Origin of the sequence: Allobosea sp. RAF48, from assembly GCF_052114025.1 — a bacterium.
In the GTDB taxonomy this organism is placed as follows: Bacteria; Pseudomonadota; Alphaproteobacteria; order Rhizobiales; family Beijerinckiaceae; genus Allobosea.
The window spans coordinates 44,034-69,237 of record NZ_JBFRDZ010000008.1 but is presented as its reverse complement, the minus strand read 5'-3'; the positions used below and the strand labels follow the sequence as shown (position 1 = coordinate 69,237).

The following is a 25,204-nucleotide window of genomic DNA, read 5'->3' as shown; positions in this document are numbered from 1 at the left end:
AGGAGGCGGGCGGAGGGCTGAGATCGATGCGAGGTGCTCTCGGAGGACCGGGCGTTCTGTTGCGCCGCCTCCGCGAGGTCATGGCCGCATCGATCAGCCCGCAGGAGCGGCTCGATCGGCTCGTCGTCCTGATCGCGGGCAATCTCGTCGCGGAAGTCTGTTCCGTCTACGTCCTGCGCGAGGACGGCTCGCTCGAGCTCTACGCCACCGAGGGCCTCAACCGCGAGGCGGTTCACCTCACGACCATGCGTGCCGGGGAGGGCCTCGTCGGCCTGATCGCGAGCGAGGCCGAGCCGCTGGCACTTTCGGATGCGCAGGCGCATCCCTCCTTCTCCTACCGGCCCGAGACGGGCGAAGAGGTCTATCGCTCCTTCCTCGGCGTGCCGATCCTGCGTGGCGGCGCCGTGATGGGCGTGCTCGTCATCCAGAACCGGGCCTCGCGCATCTACTCCGAAGAGGAGATCGAGAGCCTCCAGACCACCGCCATGCTGATGGCGGAGATGATCGCGGCCGGCGGATTGAAGTCGCTGGCGGCACCCGGCGCATCCATCGGTCTCGATCGCCCGATCCATGGCGTCGGCGTTATCTTGGCTGATGGCGTCGGTCTCGGTCATGCCGTGCTGCACGAACCGCGCGTCGCGATCAGCAACCTCATCGCTGAAAACCCGGCTGCCGAGGTCAGTCGCCTCGAAGCTGCGATCGGCGAGATGCGTGCCTCGATCGACGAGCTGATCGAGCGTGGCGACGTCGCCCATACCGGCGAGCACCGGGACGTGCTCGAGACTTTCCGCATGTTCGCTCACGATCAGGGCTGGCTGCGCCGGATGCGCGAGGTCGTGCTCACGGGCCTGACCGCGGAGGCGGCTGTCGAGCGCGTCCAGTCCGACACCCGTGCGAAGATGCTGCGCCAGACCGATCCCTATCTGCGGGAGCGGCTGCACGATCTGGACGATCTCGCCAACCGGCTCCAGCGCACCCTGCTCGGCAAAGCCAATGGCGTCGCGCATGAGAAGTTGCCCGAGAATGCGATCCTCGTCGCTCGCTCCATGGGGCCGGCCGCTCTGCTCGACTATGAGCGCGCGCATCTGCGCGGCCTCGTTCTGGAGGAGGGCGGTCCGACGAGCCACATCGCCATTGTCGCGCGAGCCCTCGGCATTCCCGCAGTCGGCGAGGTTGCCAATGCGACCGCGCTCATTCAGGCGGGTGACGCCATCATCGTGGATGGCCAGGCCGGCGAGGTGCAGATCCGCCCCCAGCCCGACGTCGAGAACGCCTACAAGGACAAGGCTCGGCTGCGCGCCCGCAAGCAGAAGCAGTACGAGAAGCTGAAGGAGCTTCCGGCGGCGACCAAGGATGGTGTCGCGATCACCCTGCAGATCAATGCCGGCCTGATCGTCGACATGCCGAACATCGAGGCGACGGCGGCGTCGGGTATCGGGCTCTTCCGCACCGAGCTGCAGTTCATGGTGGCGCAGCACATGCCCACCACCTCCGAGCAGCAGGCGCTCTATGCGGCCGTGCTGGACGCGGCCGGCGAACGGCCCGTGACCTTCCGCACCCTAGATATCGGCGGCGACAAGGTGTTGCCCTATATGGAGCGGGTCGAGGAGGAGAACCCTGCGCTCGGCTGGCGGGCGATCCGCATCGGGCTCGACAAGCCGCGCCTGCTCCGGGCGCAGCTGCGCGCGATGCTGCGTGCAGGGGCCGGGCGCGATCTCAAGATCATGCTGCCGATGGTCGCGACCACGGACGAGTTCCGTCGCGCCCGCATGATCATCCGCCGCGAGCAGGCGATGCTGGAGAAGCAGGGCGTCGCCCCGCCGCGGGATCTGCGCGTGGGCGTGATGGTGGAAGTGCCTTCGCTCCTGTTCGAGCTGCCGGAAATCTCGCGCGAGGCGGATTTCCTCTCGATCGGGACGAACGACCTGATGCAATTCCTGTTCGCGGCCGACCGCGAGAACAAGCGTGTGGCGGACCGTTTCGATCCGCTCGGCGTCGGTGCCTTGAGGGCGCTGCGCCGGATCGTCGACGCGGCCTCGGAAGCCGGCTGCCCGGTGACCGTTTGCGGCGAGATGGGCGGCAAGCCGCTGGAGACCATGGCCCTGATCGGCCTGGGCTATTGCGGCTTCTCGATGTCGGCTGCCTCGGTTGGCCCGGTCAAGGCGATGTTGCGTGCGCTCGACGTTCGCAAGCTCCGCGAGCGCATGGACTGGATGCTTGCCTCGCCGGAAGGCGCCGCCAGCCTGCGCCCGCAGCTCGCTGCTTTCGCGGCTGAATTCAAGGTCCCGGTCTAGCGACGCTCATTGTCGCGCCCGGTCTCTCATCATTTGCCAGAGTTCTCCCATGTCCCTTCAGCTTCCCCAGGACCGTCTCGACAGCATCGTGGCGCGTCATGCCGCCGCGATGGACGAGATCAACCACGCGAGCGATCCGGCACGGACCGTCGAATTGGCGAAGGAACTCTCGGAGCTCGATCCGGTCGTTGCCGCGATCGCTTCCTGGCGCCAGGCGCAGGTCTCGCTGGATGAGGCAGAGAGCCTGATCGCGGATCCTGCTACCGACCCGGAGTTCCGCGATCTTGCCTATGAGGAGCGGGAGGCCGCCCGCGCCGAGATCGAGCTGCGCGGCCGCGAGATCCTGATCGCGCTGCTGCCGAAGGATGCCGCCGACGAGCGCGGCGTCATCATCGAAATCCGGGCGGGAACGGGGGGCGATGAAGCCTCGCTCTTCGCCGGTGATCTGCTGCGCATGTATCAGCGCTATGCGGCCCAGAAGGGCTGGAGCGTCGACATGCTTTCGGAAAGCGAGGGGACCGTCGGCGGCTACAAGGAAGCCATCGCCGAGATCAACGGCCGCGGAGTCTATGCCAGGCTCAAATTTGAATCCGGCGTTCACCGCGTCCAGCGTGTGCCGGATACGGAGGCGAGCGGGCGCATCCACACCTCGGCGGCAACGGTGGCGACCCTGCCGCTCGCGAGCGACGTCGACATCGTGCTGAACGATGCCGACATCCGCACCGATACGCTGCGCTCGGGCGGTGCAGGTGGCCAGCACGTCAACAAGACCGAATCGGCTGTGCGCCTCACCCATATTCCGACCAATACCGTCGTGCTGGTGCAGGACGAGCGCTCTCAGCACAAGAACAAGGCCAGGGCCTATGAACTGCTGCGCGCCAAGCTCTACGACATGGAGCGCCTGCGCATCGATGCCGAGCGCTCGGCGGACCGGCGTTCGCAGGTCGGCTCGGGCGATCGCTCGGAACGTATCCGCACCTACAATTTCCCGCAGGGGCGGGTGACCGACCATCGTATCAACCTGACGCTCTATAAGCTCGACGAGATGATGCAGGGGCTCGTCCTGGACGAGATCGTCGATGCCCTGACCGCCGAGCATCAGGCAAGGCTCCTGGCAGAAGAAGGAGCGGCGTAAGCCCGTGGCGATGAAACCAAATCGCCCGACCGACGTTGGTGACGTATCGACACCAGCAAAGGGGGGAGCCTCCCATGATCAAGACTGTTTCCACGGTTGCAATGGCCGGCCTGATGGCGCTGGCGATGAGCGGAATCTCGCAGGCGCAGGAGAATACCTTTCGCAAGATCACATCCGGTCCGCCGGCGGCCTTGCAGGGGTCGATGACCCAGGCGCAGGCGCGCAAGGCCTGCCAGATGGAGATGAAGGGCGCTCGCGAAAGCAAGGCCTCGATCAATACCAAGATGAAGCTGTGCATCGATCAGAAAATGCAGGGCAACAGCTGATAGCGAACGCAAGTCCGGCGAGCGCTTTGCCCGCCGGCATCGATTGGTCAGGGGAGGGCGCCGTGCCGACCGTCAGGGAGGCGCGGCGTCTTCTTGCGCAGCGCCTGATCCAAGCCGGTTCGGAAACCGCCGGGCTCGATGCTCGCCTCCTCATCGAAGGCAGTGTCGGAGCTGAAAATCCCGACCCCGACATGGTTTTGCCGGCAGAGGCGCTTGCCAGGCTGCGCGGCTTCGCGGCACGGCGCGTCGCGGGCGAACCGGTCTGGCGCATCCTCGGCGAACGCGAATTCTGGGGCCTCCCGTTCCGGCTCTCGCCCGCGACGCTGGAGCCACGGCCGGACAGCGAGACCATTGTCGAAGCCGCCTTGCAGGAACTGGCTGATCGCCGTGGCGAGGCCCTGAAGCTGCTCGATCTCGGAACCGGAACCGGCTGCCTGCTGATCGCGCTGCTGAGCGAGCTGCCGCAGGCGACGGGCATCGGCATCGACCTGTCGGAGGAGGCCAGCCTGACGGCCGCTGCCAACGCTGCGCTGAACGGGTTGACCGATCGCGTGAGCTTCCGGCAAGGCAACTGGACCGAGGGACTGACGGGCGGCTTTGACCTGATCCTGTCCAACCCGCCCTATATTCCCTCGGCGGAGATCGCGGGCCTGTCCGTCGAGGTGCGGGAGCATGACCCGGTGCTGGCTCTCGATGGCGGAGAGGATGGGCTGGGGCCCTATCGAATCTTCGCCAGAACCTTGCCCGCTTTGCTGGCGCCGGGCGGCCTTGTCGTCTTTGAGATCGGTGCCGGGCAGGGACCCGATGTCATCGCGCTGATGCGGGCCGGCGGGCTTGAATTCCGGGGCAGCCGGAACGATCTGGGGGGGCACGAGCGGGCGTTGATCTTCGCGCTCGCCTGAAATGCACAGGCTTTTGGTTGATTTCGCTTGGAGAAGCCGCCAAAAGCCGCTATGCAGCATTCAGCCGAAGCTGGTGGCGTCAGAGCCGGGCCTCTGGGCAGTTTCCGATCTTACAGGATTTGCTCGAGTTCGGCATCGTTTGCAGGCGTGTTCCTGAAGCGGTGCAGCTGACAAGCCGGGTGGAGCCCCGAAGGCGCGTGGCGCCGATCGGCTCATGGGGTTGAGCCCCCCTTTTGGGGCTGGAGCCCCGTTTTGGAAAAGAGCGCGTGAAGACCAGAAACGGCGTATCGCCCCTTCGGGTCAACTCAGTCCGGCACAGCGTCGCAACCCGCTGTGTGTCGCAACGCGTATGACGGCACCACGGTTGCTTTGAGCACAGAAGCGCGAGACAGACGCGAATGAGACCAGGTCAGAACCGGCGTATGCGCGGCCGTAACAATAACGGCAACAACAACGGCAATCGCAAATCTCCTAATCCGCTGCAACGTAGCTACGAATCCAACGGTCCGGACGTAAAGGTCCGGGGCACGGCGCAGCATGTCGCCGAGAAATATCTGCAGCTTGCGCGCGACGCCCAGTCTTCTGGCGATACGGTCGCGGCCGAGAGCTATTTCCAGTACGCGGAGCACTACTATCGCATCCTGCTCGCGGCGCAGGAGCAGATGGCCCAGCAGTTCGGCCATTCCTTCCCGCCGAATCGCGCCTTCGTCGAGGATGCGGACGAGGGTGACGAGGAGGGCGAAGAGGAGGGGCAGCTTTTCCAGCCCGGCGCCGGGCCGCAGCCCGATTTTCGCGGGCCGAACGGCCATGCCGGCCAGAATGGCTACAACGGTCATGGCGGCCTGCGCGCCGAAGGCGAGGGGGGCGAGGGCCAGCCGCAGGGCGGCCAGCGTTTCGACCGCCAGAACCGTCGCGAGCGTTTCAACAACAACGACCGTAACAACAACGATCGCCGCTTCGATCGTCAGGATCGCGGTGAGCGTCGCTTTGATCGTAATGCCGAAGGCGGCCAGAGTGGGGCTCCCGGCTATGCGCCGCGTCCCGATGCACCGCGTTCCGATATTCCGGTTAGCACCGAGAACGCGACCGAGGCTGCTCCCGAGCAGGTTCAGAGCGAGCGTCGTTTCGAGCGCAGCGAGCGTCCCCAGCGCGAGCGTCGTCCGCGCCGCGAGCGCGAGATCGAGGCGGATGCGGGCGAGGATGTCGCCACCGCTCTGCCGTCCTTCCTGACCAACCCCGTGCGCGTATCGGCGCCGGAGCCGGTCGAGGCGGCACCGGCGGAGCCGGTTGAGGCGGCTGCCGACGTTGCCGCGGAGCCGGCGCCCAAGCGCACCCGCCGCCGCCGCTCGCCGCGCGAGGTCATGGACGCTCTCGGCTCCGAGACGGATGGGTCGGCCGAGTAAGCCGCGAAACCCGCCGACAGCTTTGAAAAAGGGCCCGCGAGGGCCCTTTTTGTTTATCTGCGCTCTCAGGCTATGCCGAGTTCGGCTGGTGCCTCCGCCGGTGTCAGCAGGTCTCCTGCCTGCAGGTGCCCGCCCGCGACGATGCGGCAATAGATGCCGCAATCGACATGGCCGTAGTTCTGCATCAGCGCCTTCGGGATCTGCATGTCGCGCGCGCCGGTCTCCGGGTCGACATTCGTCGCCGCGCAGCGCTCGATCCGCTTGATCACATGCAGCCGCAGGCCATTCGGCCCGTCCAGATCGCGGCCGACCAACTCGTTCTCCGCCCAGGGTTCGAGCCCGCTCACCATCAGGTTGCCGCGGAAGCGCAGCGGATCGACAGGTCTTCCGAGCCGTTCTTCGAGATCGGCGACGCTCGCGAGATTGATGATCGAGACGAAGCCTGAGCGGGAATCGGTGAAGCGATAGGTCGAGGGTGCCGTCAGCAGCTTCGGCTCGCCGCGCAACTCGGCGGGCATGAAACCTTCGAAGAAGCGCGTGATCGCCGCTCTGCCGTCGTCACTGGCGGTTGCTGCGCGCAATACCTCCCGGCTTCCCTCATGGATGACGAGGTCTCCGCTCGCATCGTCGTAGCGGCTGTGCAGCCGGGCCAGCGACTCGTTGCGCATCAGCATCAGGTACTTGATCTTCGGCTGATGCACCGGCTCGGCGGCGTCGAAGCCGGAAGGGCCATTCTCGACGGCGAACAGCCGGTCGCCGGGAAAGTAGCCTTCAGTCGGCAGATCGGCGCGCTGAAGCGGCTCCGGCGAGAGGCCTTTCACAGGGTAGCGATAGAGCGTTTCGATGCGCATGGTCCGACCCGAGCAGGCAAAAGGTGGCGGACCATAGCCTTGTCGGCGGATCCTGACAGATCAAATCTTGTATCCGTTTCGATCAATCCGCCTCGTCCTCGCCGTCGCTGACCGAGCGCTGGCAGCCCCAGCCGGCGAGCACGGCATCGGTCTCGTCGGCGACGAAGAAGCGGGCGGCGTCGCGGTCATAGCCCTCGGCCAGCAGGCGTTCGTAGTCGGTATGGACATGGCGGACATGGCTGCCGAGCGCGAGCCAGAGGGCCGTCGAGGGCGGCAGGTCCTTCATGTGGCGCCGCTCCGCCAGCGTGATCACCGCCTCTGCGTCGGAGAGCGGAATGCCGGGCGCCAGCGCCCTCAACGCCCGACGAATCGCCTGCTGTCGCTTGGTCCCGGCCATGCCCGATCTGCGCCTGCCGCTTGCGCCAGGTCAATTGTGGGGGCGCCCCTCTTCCGTTGCGCCAATGTCACACTATCTTGGAGAGCGAGGGGCGGCCCATAGCGGCGCCCCATCTTGATGAAAGGGCAGCGGAACACGTCGCCACGGGGCGCGTTCTGCGGGCGGAGTGACTTGAATGAACATTGAAAAATATACGGATCGAGCGAAGGGCTTTCTTCAGGCGGCGCAGACGATCGCGCTACGCGAGGGACATCAGCAGTTCACGCCGGAGCATCTGCTCAAGGCGTTGCTTGACGACAATGAGGGCATGGCGGCCGGTCTGATCGACCGGGCCGGCGGTCAGTCGCGCGTCGCGCTGCAACTCGTCGATCAGGCCCTGGCGAGGATTCCGAAGGTTTCGGGCGGTTCGGGCGGTCTCAACCTGACGCCGGGCCTGGCGCGCGTGTTCGACACCGCCGAGAAGGCGGCCGAGAAGGCTGGCGACTCGTTCGTCACGGTCGAGCGGCTCTTGCTCGCTCTCGCGATCGAGAAGGACACCGAGGCGGGCAAGGCTCTGTCGAAGGCCGGTGTGACGCCGCAGGCGCTCAACGCCGCGATCGAGGCGATCCGCAAGGGCCGTACGGCCGATTCCGCCTCGGCCGAACAGGCCTATGACGCGCTGAAGAAATACGCCCGCGACCTCACCGCAGCGGCGCGCGAGGGCAAGCTCGACCCGGTGATCGGGCGTGACGAGGAGATCCGTCGCACCATCCAGGTGCTGTCGCGCCGGACCAAGAACAACCCCGTCCTCATTGGCGAGCCCGGCGTCGGCAAGACCGCCATCGCCGAGGGCCTCGCTTTGCGTATCGTCAATGGCGATGTGCCCGAGAGCCTGAAGGACAAGGAGCTGCTCGCCCTAGACATGGGCTCGCTGATCGCCGGAGCGAAGTATCGCGGCGAGTTCGAGGAGCGGCTGAAGGCCGTGCTGACCGAGGTCTCGTCCTCGGACGGCGGCGTCATCCTGTTCATCGATGAGATGCACACCCTTGTCGGCGCCGGCAAGACAGATGGCGCGATGGATGCCTCGAACCTGCTGAAGCCGGCGCTCGCGCGCGGCGAGTTGCACTGCATCGGCGCGACCACGCTCGATGAGTACCGCAAATACGTCGAGAAGGACGCGGCGCTGGCGCGGCGCTTCCAGCCCGTCTTCGTCGACGAGCCGACGGTCGAGGACACCATCTCGATCCTGCGCGGCCTGAAGGAGAAGTACGAGCAGCATCACCGCGTCCGCATCACCGATTCGGCTCTGGTCTCGGCCGCGACGCTCTCGAACCGCTACATCACTGACCGCTTCCTGCCCGACAAGGCGATTGACCTTGTCGACGAAGCCTCGGCGCGGCTGCGCATGCAGGTCGACTCCAAGCCCGAGGAGCTGGATTCGATCGACCGCGAGATCGTGCGGCTCAAGATCGAACAGGAGGCGCTCAAGAAGGAGAACGACGCTGGCTCGAAGGAGCGGCTGAAGCGGCTCGAATCCGAACTGGCCGAGCTCGAGGCGCGTTCCGACGCGATCACGACCAAGTGGAAGGCCGAGAAGGACAAGCTCGGCCAGGCGGCGGAGCTCAAGACCAAGCTCGACAATGCCCGCAACGAGCTCGCCCAGGCACAGCGCAAGGGTGAGTACCAGCGGGCGGGCGAGCTCGCCTATGGCGAGATCCCGCAGCTCGAGAAGAAGCTGGCCGAGGTCGAGGCGAAAGGTGACGATGCCGGCATGGTCGAGGAGGCGGTGACGCCGGACCATGTCGCGCAGGTTGTCAGCCGCTGGACCGGCGTGCCGGTCGATCGGATGCTCGAAGGCGAGAAGGAGAAGCTGCTCCGCATGGAGGAGGTTCTGGCCTCCCGCGTCGTCGGGCAGCGCGAGGCCGTGGAAGCGGTCTCGACCGCGGTCCGCCGTGCCCGCGCCGGCCTGCAGGACCCGAACCGCCCGATCGGTTCCTTCATGTTCCTCGGCCCGACCGGCGTCGGCAAGACGGAGCTGACCAAGGCGCTCGCCGCCTTCCTGTTCGACGACGACACCGCGCTCGTGCGCATCGACATGTCCGAGTACATGGAGAAGCACTCGGTCGCCCGGCTGATCGGCGCGCCTCCCGGCTATGTCGGCTATGAGGAGGGCGGTGCCCTGACGGAGGCGGTTCGTCGCCGGCCCTATCAGGTCGTGCTCTTCGACGAAGTCGAGAAGGCGCATCCGGACGTCTTCAACGTCCTGCTGCAGGTTCTCGACGACGGGCGCCTGACCGACGGCCAGGGCCGCACGGTCGACTTCCGCAACGTGCTGATCATCATGACCTCGAACCTCGGTTCGGAGTTCCTGGTGAACCAGCCGGAAGGGCAGGACAGCGATGCCGTCCGCGACGAGGTCATGGGCGTGGTCCGCCATGCCTTCCGGCCGGAGTTCCTGAACCGGATCGACGACATCATCCTGTTCCACCGACTGCGGCGGGAGGACATGGGCGCGATCGTCGACATCCAGATGGCCCGGCTGCAGAAGCTGCTGACCGACCGCAAGATCACGCTCGAGCTCTCGAAGGAGGCGCGCGAGTGGCTGGCGGACAAGGGTTACGACCCCGCCTATGGCGCACGTCCGCTCAAACGCGTGATCCAGAAGTCGGTGCAGGACCCGCTGGCGGAAGCCATCCTCGCCGGCGAGATCGTCGACGGCGAGACGGTGCCCGTCACCGTCGGGCCGGGCTCGCTGATGCTCGGCGATGTCGCGGCCGTAAAGGAAAAGCGGCCGGCGGGCGTCGCGCTGAACTGATGTCTGCGGAGTAGACAGATAACGAAAGGGCCGCGCGAGCGGCCCTTTCTTGTCTCGGTAGCGAAGCGCTGCTCATCCCCGCTTCAGCAGGAACACCGCCTGCGCGCCGAACAGGTTCCAGAACCACCAGGGCGCGTTGACGCCGACCCGGCCGCCGGCGGCATCGAGCGCCACCGCGCGCTCCTTCTTGGCGCCGATCTGGTCGCAGAGCACGACGAAGTCCCGAATCGTGCAGAAATGGATGTTGGGCGTGTCCCACCATGAATAGGGCAGGGCGTCGGTCACCGGCATCCGCCCCTGGAAGAACACCTGGCTGCGCATCCGCCAATGCCCGAAATTCGGGAAGGAGACGATCGCGTGCCGGCCGATGCGCAGCATGTGCTCCAGCACGAGTCGCGGATTGCGCGTCGCCTGGATCGTCTGGGACAGGATGACGTAGTCGAACGAATCGTCGGGATAGCCGGCAAGATCGGCGTCGGCGTCACCCTGGATCACCGAGAGCCCTCGCGCCACGCAATCGGCCACGCCTTCGCGCGAAAGCTCGATGCCGCGCGCATCGACCCGGCGGGTTTCGGCGAGGAGCGCGAGCAGCACTCCGTCGCCGCAGCCGACATCGAGCACGCGCGTGCCCGGCGTCACCATCTCGGCGACGAGCTTCAGGTCGATGCGGTTGGTCTGGTTGTCGCTGAAGGCCATGCTCAGAGTCCGCGTGCCCGTGCCGCTGCGCCGATGAAGCCGCGTGTCGTGGCGAAGAGATTGGGCTCTTCCAGCAGGAAGGCGTCGTGCCCCTTGTCGCTCTCCAGTTCGACGAAGGAGACCGAGGCGCCGGCGGCGTTGAGCGCATGCACGATCGCGCGGGAATCCGCGGTGGGGAACAGCCAGTCCGAGGTGAAGGAGGCCACGCAGAAACGTGTCTTTGTGCCCACGAAAGCGCGCGCGAGCACGCCGTCATGGTCGGCTGCGAGGTCGAAATAATCCATCGCGCGCGTCACATAGAGATAGGAGTTGGCGTCGAAGCGCTCGACGAAGGAGAGGCCCTGATAGCGCAGGTAGCTCTCCACCTGGAAGTCAGCGTCGAAGGAGAAGGTCGGCGCCTCCCGGTCCTGCAGCTTGCGGCCGAACTTGCGGTGCAGCGCCTGCTCCGAGAGATAGGTGATGTGCGCGCCCATCCGCGCCACCGAAAGCCCCTTGGCCGGGCGGGTGCCCTCTTCGAGATAGCGCCCCTGCCGCCAGTCGGGATCGGCCATCACTGCCTGACGGCCGACTTCGTGGAAGGCGATGTTCTGGGCCGAGTGCTTGGCGCCGGTCGCCAGCGGCAGCGCAGAGAAGACGCGACCCGGATAGCTCGCCGCCCATTGCAGCACCTGCATGCCGCCCATCGAGCCGCCCGCGACGCAGAACAGCGTCTCGATGCCGAGCGAGTCGACCAGCGCTGCCTGCGCCCGCACCATGTCGCGGATGGTGACGACCGGGAAAGACAGGCCCCAGGGCTTGCCAGTGGCCGGATTGGTCGAGGCCGGTCCGGTCGTGCCGGTGCAGCCGCCGATCACGTTGGCGCAGATCACGAAGAAGCGGTCGGTGTCGATCGGCTTGCCCGGTCCGATCATCGCGGTCCACCAGCCGCCCTTGCCGGTGATGGGATTGCGGCTCGCGACATATTGGTCGCCGGTCAGGGCATGGCAGACCAGGATCGCGTTCGTTTTGTCGGCGTTGAGCGTGCCGTAAGTCTGGTAGGCGATCTGCCACCGGTCGAGCACGACGCCGCAATCCATCAACAGCGGCGTGTCGGGGCCGAAACGCGCAACCGGGCTCGAAGGCTCGTTCGCCTCCTTCTGCGGATCGGCCAGGCTGGGGGAGAGATCGCTCATATCGTCCGCTTCGGCAGTGTGATTTGTCTTGCCGGTCCAGGCGTTCGGAAAATCGAACTCTAGCGATGCCGTGCCGGCGCGTCGCTGTCAACGCGGGACTGCGCAGCCGGCTTTGCCAAGGCGCGGCGGGAGCGCTAAGGAGCGTGGCAACTCCTAAAGCCCTCATCCTGAGGAGCCGCGGAACGTGGCGTCTCGAAGGATGATCCAGCGGGTTCCGAAACCTCCTGGAGCATCCTTCGGGACGCAAGCTTCGCTTGCTGCTCAGGATGAGGGCTCACGGGTCCTCGTCGAGAAGCGCAACCTGCCGCCATGACCGAAGCCGCCCCCACGACCCTCGCCGACCTGCGTGCAGGGATCGATCGCATCGACAGCGAGATGCATGCGCTGCTGATGGAGCGCTCGCAGATCATCGAGACGCTGATCTCGGTCAAGAAGACGCAGGCCTCCGGCTCTGCCTTCCGCCCCGGCCGCGAGGCCGACATGATGAAGCGCCTCGCGCTGCGCCATAAGGGGCTTCTGCCGCTCGATACGGTCGAGAGCATCTGGCGCATCATCATCGCGACCTTCACCTATGTGCAGGCCAATTATTCGGTGCATGCCGATGTCTCCGGCGGCGATCCGGCAATGCGCGATTCCGCTCGCTTCCATTTTGGCTTCACCGTTCCCTTCGTCCCGCATGAGGATGCCCGCGCGGTCATCCGCGCCGTGGCCGAGTCAGCCGGCGACCTCGGCATCTTCCGCATGGACCAGGGCGCCAGCGCCGGCATCTGGTGGCGGGACCTGATCGGGGCCGACAAGCCCAAGATCATCGCGCGCCTGCCCTTCATCGAGCGGCCGGATCATCCAGCGGGAACGCCGGTCTACTGCATCGCCAAGCCGCTGACCGACGCCGCCGTGCGCGAGATCGTGCTCTATGCCGCCCGCGTCGAGCGCTGGTCGGAAGCACTCCGTCACGGTCTCGCCGAGCATCTGGCCGAGGTCTCGGCCTCGGCGGCCGATGGCTCGCATCTGTCGCTGCTGGTCGCGGCCTCCGGCGAGGTCGATCAGTCGGTGATCCGTGCCGCCCTCGCGCCCGCCGGTCTCAGCGACTTCTCCGAGGTCGGCAGCCATGCCGCCCGCTTCGCCGTCAAATCCGCCCGTTCGTGAATAGATGAACTTGATCTAATGCCCCCTCAACGCCGCCATCCCGGGCGACCATAGGGAGACCCGGGATCCATGCCTGAGCGCTGCCGGTGAACGCTCCGGCATGGATCCCGGATCTTCGCTTCGCTCCATCCGGGATGACCGCGCGGATATGATACCGAAAGAGCAAGAGATGACCGCCTCCCGCCCCGTTCCCCGTCCCGGCGTCCTCGACATCGAGGCCTATGTCCCCGGCAAGTCCGCCGCCCCCGCCGGCGTGAAGCTGCACAAGCTCTCCTCCAACGAGACGCCGCTCGGCCCGAGCCCGAAGGCCGTCGCGGCCTTCGAGGGCCTTGCCGCCAAGCTGGAGCTCTATCCCGACGGCACGTCGACCAAGCTCAAGCAGGCGATCGCCGGCCGCTACGGTCTCGATCCCGCGCGGATCATCTGCGGCAACGGCTCGGATGAACTGCTGGAGCTCGTCACCAAGGCCTATCTCGGCGCGGGCGACGAGGGCATCTACAGCCAGTACGGCTTCCTGGTTTATCGCATCGCGATCCTCGCCGCCGGCGGTAAGCCGGTCGTCGTGGCCGAGAAAAACTACACGGCCGATGTCGACGGCATCCTCGCCGCGGTGACACCGAAGACGAAGATCGTCTTCCTCGCCAACCCCAACAACCCGACCGGCACCTATCTGCCCTTCGACGAGGTGAAGCGCCTGCAGGCCGGCCTTCCGCCGCATATCCTGCTGGTGCTGGACGCGGCCTATGCCGAGTATGTCCGCCGCAACGACTACGCCTCCGGCCTCGAACTCGTCGCCGAGAGCGAGAATGTGGTGATGACCCGCACCTTCTCGAAGATCTACGGCCTCGCCAATCTGCGCATCGGCTGGATGTATGCGCCGGCCCATATCATCGATGCGCTCGAACGTATCCGCGGCCCCTTCAACGTCAACGGCGCCGCGATCGAGGCGGGCGCCGCCGCCGTCGCAGACGAGGCCCATGTCGCCGCCGCGCTGGAGCACAACGAGAAGTGGCTGGCCTGGACGACGGCCGAGCTGGAGAAGCTCGGTCTCACCGTGACGCCCTCGGTCGGCAACTTCATCCTGATTCATTTCCCGAAGACACCGGGCAAGACGGCCAAGGAGGCCGACGCCTTCCTGACCCAGCGCGGCCTCATCCTGCGCGCCGTCACCTCCTATGGCCTGCCGGACGCGCTGCGCATGACCATCGGCTCCGAGGAGGCGAACCGCCTCGTCGTCGCAGCGCTCGCCGATTTCCTCAAGGCATGAGCGAGATGGCGGAAAGCTTCGCGCCGCGCCGGCCCACGCCGGTCTTTGCCCGCCTCGCCATCATCGGCATCGGGCTGATCGGCTCCTCGATCGCGCGCGCGGCGAAGGAGCTGAATCTCGCCGGCACGATCGTGCTGGCGGACCGCGACGAAGCCGTCCGCCAGCGGGCGCGCGAACTCGGCCTCGGCCATGCCGTGGCAGAGACGGCAGCGGAAGCGGCTGTTGATGCCGACCACATCATCCTCTGCGTTCCGGTCGGGGCCTGCGGGCCGGTCGCGGCCGAGATTGCGTCCTCGCTGAAGCCCGGCGCGATCGTCTCCGATGTCGGCTCGGTCAAGGGCTCGGTCGTCGACGCCGTCTCGCCGCATCTGCCGGAGGGCGTCGCCTTCGTGCCGGCCCATCCGGTCGCGGGCACCGAGAATTCCGGCCCCGATGCCGGCTTCCCGAGCCTCTTCCTCAACCGCTGGTGCATCCTGACCCCGCCGGAAGGCACGGACGCGGCGGCCATCGCGAAAACCCGCCAGTTCTGGGAGGGGATGGGGGCGCTGGTCGAGGTGATGAGCGCGCAGCATCATGATCTCGTGCTCGCTGTCACCAGCCACCTGCCGCATCTCATCGCCTACAACATCGTCGGCACGGCCGAGGACCTCGAAGCGGTGACGCAGTCGGAGGTCATCAAGTTCTCGGCCGGTGGTTTCCGCGACTTCACCCGCATCGCGGCGTCGGACCCGACGATGTGGCGCGACGTCTTCCTGCACAACAAGGAAGCGGTGCTGGAGATGCTCGGCCGCTTCAACGAGGACCTCGCGCTGCTGACCCGCGCCATCCGCTACGGCGACGGCGAGACGCTGCACAAGCACTTCACCCGCACCCGGGCGATCCGCCGCGGCATCGTCGCGCTCGGGCAGGAGAAACCGGAGACGGAGAAGCTGCGCAAGGACTGAAGCATCGGACCGAAAAGTGACTTCCACTTTTCGGAGAAATCCCATGCGCAAACAAAGGCCTGGATTGCCGTTTCGCACCCGATGGGAGGCGTGGCGATCCAGCGGGGTGGCTTCACGGGGCCGCCTGATCGGGTAGCGGCTCCACCGGTTGCGGGGCGGCAGGCGCTACGCAACCCTGTGCAAGATGTCGGGTTTGGCTTGCCAAGCTCCGCAGTGACTGTTACAGCGCCACCCGTCGCCGCAATAGCTCAGCTGGTAGAGCACCTCATTCGTAATGAGGGGGTCGGGGGTTCGAATCCCTCTTGCGGCACCATCCTCATATTCGCCAATTCCGCAGACGTTGAAAACCGGCCGAAGCGGCCGGTTTTTTGCGTCTGGCGGTTCGTCCGGCCATCGCACTGAGCCGGTGCTTATTTCCGCGCCGAACGCGCTCTGATCGCTGCCTCATCGGCCGCCTGCTGGCGCTTGAAGGCGGCGATGTTCTCCTGGCCCGCACGCATGTTCTCGGCTGCGCGCCCGTCCTGCATCATGTCGCGGCCCTCTTGCAGGACATCCATGGCGCATCCGGCCGTGCGATTGCAGGCCGTTGCCGGCTGGGAGCCGACCGACAGGTAAATTGCCGCACCGGCCGCCGCTATCCCAGCAAGAATGAGCATTTTTCTATCCATGTGACGGGCTCCGCGCCGAGGCATTGAGAAACGTCTAAGGCCAGTCAGGTCGGCGTGTGACCGCGCACGGCTTGAATGCGCGCCATGACTTTTCGTCACGGACGCTGAAAACACCAACGGGCCTAAGGAATACTCCCGTCTGGAGAGGCCGGAACCTGTCCCCAAGGACAATACACCGTCTTCTCTCGTTGTGCTGAATTCGACGGCCGGCTGGCGCCACACGGATCTTGCAGCCCGAGGGAAGGATTCACGATGGCCCCTCCTGTTCAGGAATCGCGCAGCATCGATCACTTCTTCTCGGCTCCTTCGGGCCGAGCCGACCGCTGGCGGGATCTTCATGCCGCCGCGCGCTCCTGGTCGACGGGTGGCAAGAGCCGCCGCGCGGTCGAGGTTGCGCTCAATGAACTCGGCGTCATCGAGGAGTTTCATGCATTCCCGGGCGCCGAGCTTCTGGCGGCCCTGCGGGGCCTCCTGCAGAACGACGACGCAACCGGCTTCCTGTCGCTCGCCAAGCGCATCTCGCTGGCCATCATCACGAGCAACTACAAGCATGATCCGAAGGAATGGCAGTCGGCCGACCTGTCGCTGGCGGAGCCGGTGGACATTCTGCCCTCGTCACTGGGAGAGGGTTCATCGCACCGTCCCTATTTCGAAACGCTGCTGGTGACGCCCGCTCCCCCCGATCGCTGGCCGCATGTCGCGGCCGAGTTTCGCCGGCTGAGACGCCCCGAGGACGCGTTCGTCTACGAAGCGGTGCTGGTCGGCAGCCTGGAAGATGCGATCTGCGCGGCAGTGCTGAATCCCAACATCGCAGCGGTCGCCATCTATGAGGGCTTTGTGCTGAGGTCCCGGCACGATGCCCCGATCCTGCGCAGCGTCCTCGCCGCGCAGCAGCCGCTCCTCGACAAGGCTGATGAAGCCGACATGGCCTTGCGCCTCGCCGCCGGGCTGAAGGCGATCCGGCCCGAGCTCGATATCTATCTGCTCTCCGATCGGCGTGTCGAAAAGCTGGCGGGCGATCCGCGCGCCGCGATGATCCGCCGCGTGATGTACCAGGTCGAGGAGCCGCTGGAGCTGCATCTGTCGGTGCTGGAGGGCATCAAGGCGCGTTACGACACGCCCTTCTTCGACAATCTCAAGCTCTATGCGCAGAGGCCGATCGCCACCTTCCATGCCCTTCCGATCGCTCGCGGCAAATCGGTTTTCCACTCGCCCTGGATCCGCGACATGGGCCAGTTCTACGGCATCAACCTCTTCCTTGCCGAGAGCAGCGCCACCACGGGCGGCCTGGACAGCCTGCTGGAGCCCACCGGCAACATCAAGCGCGCCCAGGAAATGGCGGCGCGCGCCTTCGGCGCCGACCACGTCTTCTTCGTGACCAACGGCACCAGCACCTCGAACAAGATGGTTCTGCAGGCGTTGGTCGCGCCCGGCGACATCGTCATCCTCGACCGCAACTGCCACAAGTCGCATCATTACGGCTTGGTGCTGAGCGGCGCGCAGCCCGTCTATGTCGAGGCGTTCCCGATGACGGAATACTCGATGTACGGGGCGGTACCGCTGCGCACCATCAAGAAGGCGCTGCTCGATCTGAAGGCGGAAGGCCGCCTGGATCGCGTCAAGATGGTCGACCTGACCAACTGCACCTTCGACGGCCACATCTACAACACCCGGCGCGTGATGGAGGAATGCCTCGCCATCAAGCCGGACCTGATCTTCCTCTGGGACGAAGCATGGTTCGGCTTTGCCCGCTGGTCACCCTTCCTGAGGCCGCGCACGGCGATGGGTGCGGCGGCCGACATCGAAGCCTGGATGGAGGGTCCGGAAACCGTCGACAGCTATGAGCGGCAGCGCAAGGAACTCGGCGCGAGCCCATCGGCCAAGACCCTGCTGGACACGCGGCTGATCCCCGATCCGCGCGCCGTCCGGTTGCGCGTCTATCAGACGAACTCGACCCATAAATCGATGTCGGCATTCCGGCAGGGGTCGATGGTGCTGGTCAAGGATGTCGACTTCCACAAAGTCGAGGCGCAGTTCCACGAAGCGATCTTCACCCACGCCTCGACGAGCCCGAACCAGCAGCTCATCGCCAGCCTCGAGGTCGCACGCCGGCAGATGGAGCTCGAAGGCTACGGCCTGGTAATGAACGCCATCGAAGTAGCGCTCGACATCCGGCGGGAGATCGCCATCCACCCGCTGATCTCCAAGTACTTCAAGATCGTCGGAGCCGATGGAATGGTGCCAGCGCAGTACCGGACCAGCGGCTTTATCGATTTCCTTGCGCCCGAGACGCGCTGGGACGACCAGTTGCGCAGCATGCGCGAGGACGAATTCTGCCTCGACCCGACGCGCATGACGCTGGTCTGCGGCACAGCGGGCTTCGACGGCACCTCGTTCAAGGGACTTCTGGCCTCCGAGTACGGCATCCAGGTCAACAAGACGTCGCGCAACTCGGTGCTCCTCCAGTCCAACATCAACAACACGCGCAGCGATGTGGCGCTGCTGATCGGCGTCCTGCTCAAGATCAGCAATGAGATCGAGGCGCGCCTGCGTCAGGGCGGCGAAGGCGAACGACGGGCCTTCGAGGCCCGTGTGCGCAGCCTGATGAAGGATGTGCCCGAACTCCCGGATTTCAGCCGCTTCCACGAAGCCTTTCGCGGCGATGCCGGCAAGAACACGCCGGAAGGCGATATCCGCACGGCGTTCTTCTCCGCCTATTCGGAGGAAAAATGCGAATACCTGCCGATCGAGAGCCCCGAATGCGACCGCCGCATCGACAAGGGCCCGGCGCTCGTCTCGGCCAATTTCGTCATTCCCTACCCGCCGGGCTTCCCGATCCTGGTGCCGGGCCAGGTCGTGACGCATGAAACCATCACCTTCATGCGCAAGCTCGATGTGAAGGAAATCCACGGCTACGAGAAAGCAAAGGGCCTCAAATTGCTGAGGCCGGACGCGCTGTCCGACAGGAAAGGTGTGAGTGCCGAGAAGAGTCAGAAAAAGCCTCGAGCAGCTTAGCTGTTCGTCGATCCCGACTGCCAGCAATTGGGGGAATGGAATGTTCGACTGGTTCGCTGCCACCCTGAGAAGCTACCCGGAGATCTCGCTCTTCCTCTCGCTAGCGATCGGATACTATGTCGGCGGCTTCGCCTATAAGGGCTTCAGCCTCGGCGCGGTGACCTCGACGCTGATTGCCGCCGTCATCATCGGCCAGCTCGGCATCACGATCTCCCCCAATGTGAAATCGACCTTCTTCCTGCTCTTCCTGTTTGCCGTCGGCTACGGCGTCGGCCCGCAGTTCGTTCGCGGCATTGCCAAGGACGGCGCGCCGCAGGCGATCTTTGCGGTCGTCGTCACCGTCTTCTGCCTGGCGGTTCCCGTCGCGATCGCGAAGATCGCCGGCTACCATCCGGGCTACGCGGCGGGCCTCTATGCCGGATCACAGACGATCTCGGCCTCGATGGGTCTGGCGACCGACGCCATCAATCGCCTTGGGCTGTCGGCCGAACAAACCAAGGAATATCTCGATGCCATGCCGGTCGCCTATGCGGTCACCTACATCTTCGGCACCGTCGGTTCGGCCGTCGTTCTCGCCCAGCTCGGCCCGAAGCTGCTCGGGATCGATCTCGCCAAGGCCTGCAAGGACTACGAGGCCCGGCTCGGCGGCGGCAAGGAGATCGGAGGTCCGGGCTCCGTCTGGCGGCGCTTCGAGCTCCGCGCCTTCCGGCTCCGCACCGGCGCCAAGGTCGCCGGCATGCGCGCCGCAGAGGCCGAGGCCCTGGTGCCGGACGCCCGCGTCTTCGTCGAGCGCATCCGCCGCAACGGCGTCATCGAGGACGCGACCGCCGACACGATCCTGCGGGAGGGGGACGTCATCGCTCTCGCCGGTCCGCGCGAGACGCTGGTCAACCTGATCGGTCAGAATGCCGAGGAGATCGAGGACCCCGAACTGCTCGACCTGAAGGCCGAGGGCGTCGACATCTACGTCACCAGCAAGGACGCCGATGGCAAGACGCTGACCGAGCTCTCCCAGATGCCGGCGGCGCGCGGCGTCTTCCTGCGCAAGATCGTCCGCGGCGCGACCGCCGTCAGCATCCCGATCCTGCCGGACACGATCATTCATCGCGGCGACATCCTGACCGTCGTTGGCCGCACCCAGGACATCGCCGCGGTCGCGAAGACCGTCGGCCACGCGGATCGCCCGAGCGATGTCGCCGATGTCGCCTTCATCGGCGGTGCCATCACGCTCGGCGCGCTCATCGGCGCGCTCGTGTTCAAGGTCGGCGGTGTCCCGCTGACGCTGTCGACCGCAGGCGGTGCGCTGATCTCCGGTCTCGTCTTCGGCTGGCTGCGGTCGGTGCGCCCGGTCTTCGGCCGCATCCCGAGCTCGACCGTCTGGTTCATGAATTCGGTCGGCCTCAACATGTTCATCGCCGTCGTCGGCATCTCGGCCGGCCCCGGCTTCGTCAAGGGGCTGCAGACGCAGGGCGTCGGCCTCTTCCTCTGGGGCGCTCTGGCGACGGCCATCCCGCTGATCCTGGCGATGTTCGCCGGCAAGTATGTGTTCCGGTTCGATCCGGCGATCCTGCTTGGCGCCTGCGCCGGCGCGCGCACCACGACGGCCGCCCTCGGAATGATCTGCGAGACCGCGGGCAGTCAGGTTCCGGCGCTCGGTTACACCGTGACCTACGCGGTCGGGAACACGCTTCTGACCATCTGGGGCATGGTGATCATCATTCTGCTGACCTGACAAAACCAGGCGAAACCATTCGATTTCAGGCTCATATCAGGAGTTTGCCATGGATCCTGTCACTCTGCGGAGCTTCGAGAAACTCAGCCCCTTCGAGATCAAGGACGAGCTCATCCGCCTTGCCAAGCTGACGGCTCAGGACTCGTCGATCGCGATGCTCAACGCCGGCCGCGGCAACCCCAACTGGGTGGCGATGACACCGCGCGAAGGCTTCTTCCTGCTCGGCCAATTCGCGATCACCGAAAGCCGCCGCGTGATGAACAAGCCCGCCGGCATCGGCGGCATGCCCAAGGCCGACGGCATCGCCGCGCGGCTGGAGGATTGGCTGACCGCGCACAAAGATTCCCCCGGCGCCGCCTTTCTCCGCGAGATGGTCGCCTTCGCCGTCAAGAAGTTCGACTTCAAGCCTGATGCCTTCGTGCACGAGCTGGTCGACTCGATCATCGGCGACAACTACCCGGTGCCGGACCGCATGCTGGTGCACAACGAGCGCATCGTGCACGAGTATCTGATGTGGGCGATGTGCGGCGAGCCGCGCCCCCCCGGCCAGTTCGACCTCTATGCCGTCGAGGGCGGCACGGCGGCGATGTGCTACATCTTCAAGTCGCTGAAGGCCAACCGGCTGCTGAACCCCGGCGACACGATCGCCCTGGCGACGCCGATCTTCACCCCCTATCTCGAAATGCCGCATCTCGAGGACTACGGCCTCAACATCGTCACCGTGGCGGCGCCGCAGGAGAACCGCTTCCAGTTCACCGACGAGGAGCTGAAGAAACTCGAGGACCCGAAGGTCAAGGCCTTCTTCGTGGTCAACCCCGGCAATCCCTCCGCTGTCGCGCTGAGCGAGGAGACGATCGCCAAGATCGTCAAGCTGGTCACGACGAAGCGCCCCGATCTGCTGCTCCTGACTGACGATGTCTACGGAACCTTCGTGAAGGGCTTCCGCGGCCTGCTCGGAGCGCTCCCGCGCAATACGATCGGGGTCTACTCCTACTCCAAGTATTTCGGCTGCACCGGCTGGCGGCTCGGCGTCATCGCCATCCATCGCGACAACATCTTCGACAAGGCGATCGCGAACCATCCCGAGAAGATCCTGACAGTACTCGACAAGCGATACGGACCGCTGACGCTGAAGCCGCGCGAGATGAGGCTGATCGACCGCATCGTCGCGGACAGCCGCGACATCGCTCTCAACCACACCGCCGGCTTGTCGCTTCCGCAGCAGGTGATGATGTCGCTGTTCTCGCTGTCCGAGATGATGGACGAGGCCAAGCTTTATCAGAAGACCTGCATGGATATCGTCAGGTCTCGCGCCGACAGGATGATCGAGGGGTTGGGCATAGAGGTGCCCGACAATCCGCTTCACGACCGCTATTACGGGCTGGTCGATTTCGAGTTCTGGGCCAACAAATATGTCGGCCCCGAGGTGGTGGCCTATATGAAGCAGCACATCCACCCGCTCGACATCGTGTTCAGGCTGGCCGAGGACCACGGCATCGTGTTGCTGAACGGTGGCGGCTTCCATGCGCCGGACTGGTCGGTGCGCGTCTCCTTCGCCAATCTCGACGACGAGGTCTACAGCCAGATCGGCCGGGCGACGCGTGCGGTCGCTCGTGGCTATCGGCAGGCCTTCGAGGCCTACAAACTCGCCCTCAACGAGAAATCCTGAGGGCGGCGCTGTCGCGCAGGCCTGATGGCCGATCAGCGCCATCGGGTCGTTCCGCTCTATGCGAGAGCGCATTTGCGGGGAGGGGGGCATGAGTTTCGTCGTTGACGCCTTGCGTGGCAATCCCGAGCTCGCGATCTTCCTGACCATCGCCCTCGGTTTTCTGGTCGGCCGGCTGAAATTCGGCAGCTTCAGCCTCGGCATCGTCGTCGGCTGCCTGTTGGCGGGCGTCGTGATCGGCCAGCTCGATATCAAGGTGCCTGCCGCGGTGAAGGCGGTCTTCTTCGATCTGTTCCTGTTCACGACCGGCTACAAGGTCGGCCCCCAGTTCTTTCGCGCCCTCAAGCGCGATGCCATTCCGCAGGTCGCGCTGACGGTCGTGCTCTGCGTGACCTGCCTCCTCTCGGCATTCGGGTTCGCAAAGCTCCTCGGCTACGACATCGGGACTGCTGCCGGCCTGCTCGCCGGCGCCTTTTCGGAGTCGACCGTGATCGGAACCGCGGGCGAGGCGATCCAGCGCCTCGATCTGCCCCAATCCGAACGGACGGCGCTGGTCAACAACATCCCTGTCGCCTACGCCGTCACCTATCTCGTCGGCACCGCCTCGCTGGTCTGGTTCCTGCCGAAGATCGGCCCGAAGCTGATGGGCATCGATTTGAAGGAGACCGCGGCCGCAATGGCCTCGCAATCATCGGGACAGGTCAGCGAGGCAGACGGCGTGGTCTCGGCCGCGCGCCTTTTCGATACGCGGACCTATCGCGTCACCAATGAGCAGTTCGTCGGTCGGACTGTCGCCGAGATCGAGGCGCTTCCACGCGTGGCGCGTGCCTACCTGCTGCGCATCCGTTCAGGCGATACCCTGCGCGAGCCCGAGCCCAATCTCGTGATCCGCGCGGGCGACATCGTCGCCGTCATGGCCCGGCAGGAGGTCCACGCAAATCACGGCGACCTCATCGGCCCGGAGGTCAGCGATCCCGGTCTTCTCGATATCCCCATCGAGTCGCTCGACGTGGTCCTGACCAACCGTTCCCTCGACGGGCAGCGCTTGGCGGAGCTCGCTAATCAGGATTTCGCCCGCGGCGTCTTCCTCGCCCGGCTGATKCGCTCCGGTTTGGCCATGCCGATCGAGGCGGAAAGCAAGGTCAATCGCGGCGATGTCCTCTCGATCATCGGACCGATGCATGCCGTCGAACGCGCTGCGGAGAAACTCGGCTACCCCGATAGGCGGACCTCTGCGACCGACATGGTGTTCGTCGGTCTCGGCATCTTCCTGGGCGGTCTGGTCGGGCTCCTGAGCGTCGTCGTCGGCGGGATCCCGCTGACGCTGACCGCCAGCGGCGGAGCGCTCATCATGGGGCTGGCCTTCGGCTGGCTGCGGTCGGCCTATCCCTACTTCGGCCGCATACCCGAACCGGCGATCTGGATCTTCGATACGGTCGGCCTGTGCGTGTTCATCGGCATCGTCGGCCTCGGCGCGGGCCCGAGCTTCATCTCCGGGCTGAAGACGACCGGGCTCAGCCTGGTGGTCGTCGGCCTCGTCTCCGCGCTGCTTCCGCACACGCTGGGCATCCTCTTCGGCCGATATGTCCTGAAGATGGATCCCCTCATCGTGCTCGGCGCCTGTGCCGGAGCGGGCACGATCACGGCTGCTCTCAGGGCGATCCAGGACGAAGCCCAGAGTAGCGTCCCCGCTCTGGGCTACACAGTGCCCTATGCGATCGGGAACATTCTCCTGACCGCCTGGGGGCCGATCCTGGTCGCGCTGATGGCCAGGTAACCCGCTCCGCCGCGGCCCGCTTCTGATGCTTCGGTGCCGCGGCGAAGCCTGCGAGGCTCACGCGAAGCGCTTTGCACCCGCAACGCAGAGGACAACGACGCCCGCCACTGCGACCATCGTCCAGGCGATGGGCTCATGCAGCAGCAGGCCGGCAAGCAGCAGGCCGAAGAAGGGCTGCAGGAGCTGGAGCTGCCCGACACCGGCGATGCCGCCGAGAGCCAGCCCGCGGTACCAGAACACGAAGCCGACCAGCATGCTGAAGACCGAGACATAGGCCAGGCCGAGCCAGGCGGGCGTCCCGATGCCCTGCCAGGATGCCGGCAGGAACAGCAGCGTCAGCACGGCCATCGCCGGCAGTGACAGCAGCAGCGCCCAGGAGATGACCTGCCAGCCGCCGAGCCGGCGCGAGAGCGCCGCACCTTCGGCATAGCCAAGGCCGCAGAGCAGGATGGCGGCGATCATCAGCAGGTCGCCGGTGAGCGAACCGCCCTCGCTATGGGCGAGCGCGAAGCCCGCGACGGTCGCAGCGCCGAGCACGGAGAAAAGCCAGAAGGCCGGCTTCGGCCGCTCGCCGGCGCGCATCACGCCGAACAGTGCCGTCGCCAGCGGCAGCAGCCCGACGAACACGATCGAGCGGGCCGCCGTGATGTGCTGGAGCGCCAGCGCCGTCAGCAGCGGAAAGCCGAGAACGACGCCGAGCGCGACGATGGCGAGCGGGCCGAGATCGGAGCGTTCCGGCCGCTTCTGGCGCAGCAGGACGAGGAAGAACGCGCCCAGAAGCGCCGCGATCACTGCGCGGGCGGAAGTGAGGAAGAGCGGCGAGAAGCCGGCGACGGCGACGCGCGTGGCCGGCAGGGAGCCGCTGAAGATCAGCACGCCGATGAGGCCGCTGCCCCATCCCTTGCCGGCCCCGTCCTGCTGCATCGTCGCCGCCTTGTTCTGCATCCTCGCAGGTCTAGGCAGTCTGCGCTGGCCGGAACAGTGACAATCCGATACATTCGAGTAGAACTGTATGGGTA

Annotated in this window: 19 protein-coding genes and 1 tRNA gene; 14 read left to right on the top strand and 6 right to left on the bottom strand. The window is 65.8% G+C overall.

The features are described 5' to 3' along the window. The first annotated feature begins 26 nt into the window (after positions 1-26). The 5 genes from ptsP to AB4Z10_RS16200 all read left to right on the top strand — a co-directional run bounded on the left by ptsP (position 27) and on the right by AB4Z10_RS16200 (position 6,060). Positions 27-2,294, top strand: a complete 2,268-nt coding sequence (ptsP, locus tag AB4Z10_RS16220; RefSeq protein ID WP_441471410.1) for a phosphoenolpyruvate--protein phosphotransferase — start codon at positions 27-29, stop codon at positions 2,292-2,294. Between the two features lie 49 nt (positions 2,295-2,343). After that, positions 2,344-3,429, top strand: a complete 1,086-nt coding sequence (gene prfA, locus AB4Z10_RS16215) for a peptide chain release factor 1 (RefSeq protein WP_441471409.1) — start codon at positions 2,344-2,346, stop codon at positions 3,427-3,429. A gap of 74 nt (positions 3,430-3,503) precedes the next feature. Then, entirely contained in the window at positions 3,504-3,755 is a 252-nt protein-coding gene (locus AB4Z10_RS16210; RefSeq protein WP_441471408.1) for a hypothetical protein, read from the top strand. A 62-nt stretch (positions 3,756-3,817) separates the two neighbouring features. Beyond that, positions 3,818-4,657: a peptide chain release factor N(5)-glutamine methyltransferase gene (prmC, locus tag AB4Z10_RS16205; protein WP_441471407.1), complete on the top strand. Its 840-nt coding sequence runs from the start codon at positions 3,818-3,820 to the stop codon at positions 4,655-4,657. A gap of 422 nt (positions 4,658-5,079) precedes the next feature. Beyond that, positions 5,080-6,060 carry a DUF4167 domain-containing protein gene (locus tag AB4Z10_RS16200; RefSeq protein WP_441471406.1) on the top strand — a complete coding sequence of 327 codons (981 nt, stop codon included), beginning with the start codon at positions 5,080-5,082 and terminating at the stop codon, positions 6,058-6,060. 65 nt (positions 6,061-6,125) lie between these two features. Here AB4Z10_RS16200 and AB4Z10_RS16195 read toward each other — a convergent pair whose 3' ends face one another. Both AB4Z10_RS16195 and AB4Z10_RS16190 read right to left on the bottom strand, forming a co-directional pair. Further along, positions 6,126-6,911 carry an MOSC domain-containing protein gene (locus AB4Z10_RS16195; RefSeq protein ID WP_441471405.1) on the bottom strand — a complete coding sequence of 262 codons (786 nt, stop codon included), beginning with the start codon at positions 6,909-6,911 and terminating at the stop codon, positions 6,126-6,128. Positions 6,912-6,993: 82 nt separating this feature from the next. After that, on the bottom strand, positions 6,994-7,308 hold the full coding sequence (locus tag AB4Z10_RS16190; protein WP_441471404.1) for a DUF2293 domain-containing protein: 315 nt from the start codon (positions 7,306-7,308) through the stop codon (positions 6,994-6,996). Positions 7,309-7,483: 175 nt separating this feature from the next. On the opposite strand from AB4Z10_RS16190, the gene clpB reads away from it, so the two are divergent. Next, positions 7,484-10,102: an ATP-dependent chaperone ClpB gene (clpB, locus tag AB4Z10_RS16185; protein WP_441471403.1), complete on the top strand. Its 2,619-nt coding sequence runs from the start codon at positions 7,484-7,486 to the stop codon at positions 10,100-10,102. A 72-nt stretch (positions 10,103-10,174) separates the two neighbouring features. Here the strand turns inward: clpB and metW are convergent, their stop codons facing one another. Together metW and metX are read right to left on the bottom strand one after the other, a co-directional pair. After that, positions 10,175-10,798, bottom strand: a complete 624-nt coding sequence (metW, locus tag AB4Z10_RS16180) for a methionine biosynthesis protein MetW (RefSeq protein WP_441471402.1) — start codon at positions 10,796-10,798, stop codon at positions 10,175-10,177. A 2-nt stretch (positions 10,799-10,800) separates the two neighbouring features. Further along, complete coding sequence (gene metX / locus AB4Z10_RS16175; RefSeq protein WP_441471401.1) at positions 10,801-11,970, bottom strand: homoserine O-acetyltransferase MetX; 1,170 nt, start codon at positions 11,968-11,970, stop codon at positions 10,801-10,803. Positions 11,971-12,279: 309 nt separating this feature from the next. Here metX and AB4Z10_RS16170 point away from each other — a divergent pair, with 309 nt between their 5' ends. The 4 genes from AB4Z10_RS16170 (at position 12,280) to AB4Z10_RS16155 (ending at position 15,640) form a co-directional block, all read left to right on the top strand. Beyond that, positions 12,280-13,116 carry a chorismate mutase gene (locus tag AB4Z10_RS16170; RefSeq protein WP_441471400.1) on the top strand — a complete coding sequence of 279 codons (837 nt, stop codon included), beginning with the start codon at positions 12,280-12,282 and terminating at the stop codon, positions 13,114-13,116. Between the two features lie 169 nt (positions 13,117-13,285). Beyond that, a complete protein-coding gene (hisC, locus tag AB4Z10_RS16165) occupies positions 13,286-14,383 on the top strand; it encodes a histidinol-phosphate transaminase (protein ID WP_441471399.1) in 1,098 nt (365 codons plus the stop codon). Positions 14,384-14,388: 5 nt separating this feature from the next. Next, positions 14,389-15,327, top strand: a complete 939-nt coding sequence (locus AB4Z10_RS16160; RefSeq protein WP_441471584.1) for a prephenate/arogenate dehydrogenase family protein — start codon at positions 14,389-14,391, stop codon at positions 15,325-15,327. Between the two features lie 237 nt (positions 15,328-15,564). Beyond that, positions 15,565-15,640, top strand: a tRNA-Thr gene (locus tag AB4Z10_RS16155). A 97-nt stretch (positions 15,641-15,737) separates the two neighbouring features. Here the strand turns inward: AB4Z10_RS16155 and AB4Z10_RS16150 are convergent. Next, the gene (locus tag AB4Z10_RS16150; RefSeq protein ID WP_441471398.1) at positions 15,738-15,884 is read right to left on the bottom strand and encodes a hypothetical protein; all 147 of its coding nucleotides are present in this window, start codon (positions 15,882-15,884) and stop codon (positions 15,738-15,740) included. 363 nt (positions 15,885-16,247) lie between these two features. Here AB4Z10_RS16150 and AB4Z10_RS16145 point away from each other — a divergent pair, with 363 nt between their 5' ends. The 4 genes from AB4Z10_RS16145 to aspT (AB4Z10_RS16130) all read left to right on the top strand — a co-directional run bounded on the left by AB4Z10_RS16145 (position 16,248) and on the right by aspT (AB4Z10_RS16130) (position 24,185). Then, positions 16,248-19,010 (top strand): decarboxylase, encoded by a 2,763-nt coding sequence (locus tag AB4Z10_RS16145; RefSeq protein WP_441471397.1) that lies wholly within the window; start codon positions 16,248-16,250, stop codon positions 19,008-19,010. 40 nt (positions 19,011-19,050) lie between these two features. Then, a complete protein-coding gene (gene aspT, locus AB4Z10_RS16140; RefSeq protein WP_441471396.1) occupies positions 19,051-20,742 on the top strand; it encodes an aspartate-alanine antiporter in 1,692 nt (563 codons plus the stop codon). A gap of 49 nt (positions 20,743-20,791) precedes the next feature. Continuing rightward, the gene (locus tag AB4Z10_RS16135) at positions 20,792-22,411 is read left to right on the top strand and encodes a bifunctional aspartate transaminase/aspartate 4-decarboxylase (protein ID WP_441471395.1); all 1,620 of its coding nucleotides are present in this window, start codon (positions 20,792-20,794) and stop codon (positions 22,409-22,411) included. A gap of 88 nt (positions 22,412-22,499) precedes the next feature. Next, the gene (gene aspT, locus AB4Z10_RS16130; RefSeq protein ID WP_441471394.1) at positions 22,500-24,185 is read left to right on the top strand and encodes an aspartate-alanine antiporter; all 1,686 of its coding nucleotides are present in this window, start codon (positions 22,500-22,502) and stop codon (positions 24,183-24,185) included. A gap of 57 nt (positions 24,186-24,242) precedes the next feature. On the opposite strand, the gene AB4Z10_RS16125 is transcribed toward aspT (AB4Z10_RS16130), so the two are convergent. Next, positions 24,243-25,130 carry a DMT family transporter gene (locus AB4Z10_RS16125; RefSeq protein WP_441471393.1) on the bottom strand — a complete coding sequence of 296 codons (888 nt, stop codon included), beginning with the start codon at positions 25,128-25,130 and terminating at the stop codon, positions 24,243-24,245. Positions 25,131-25,204: the final 74 nt, after the last annotated feature.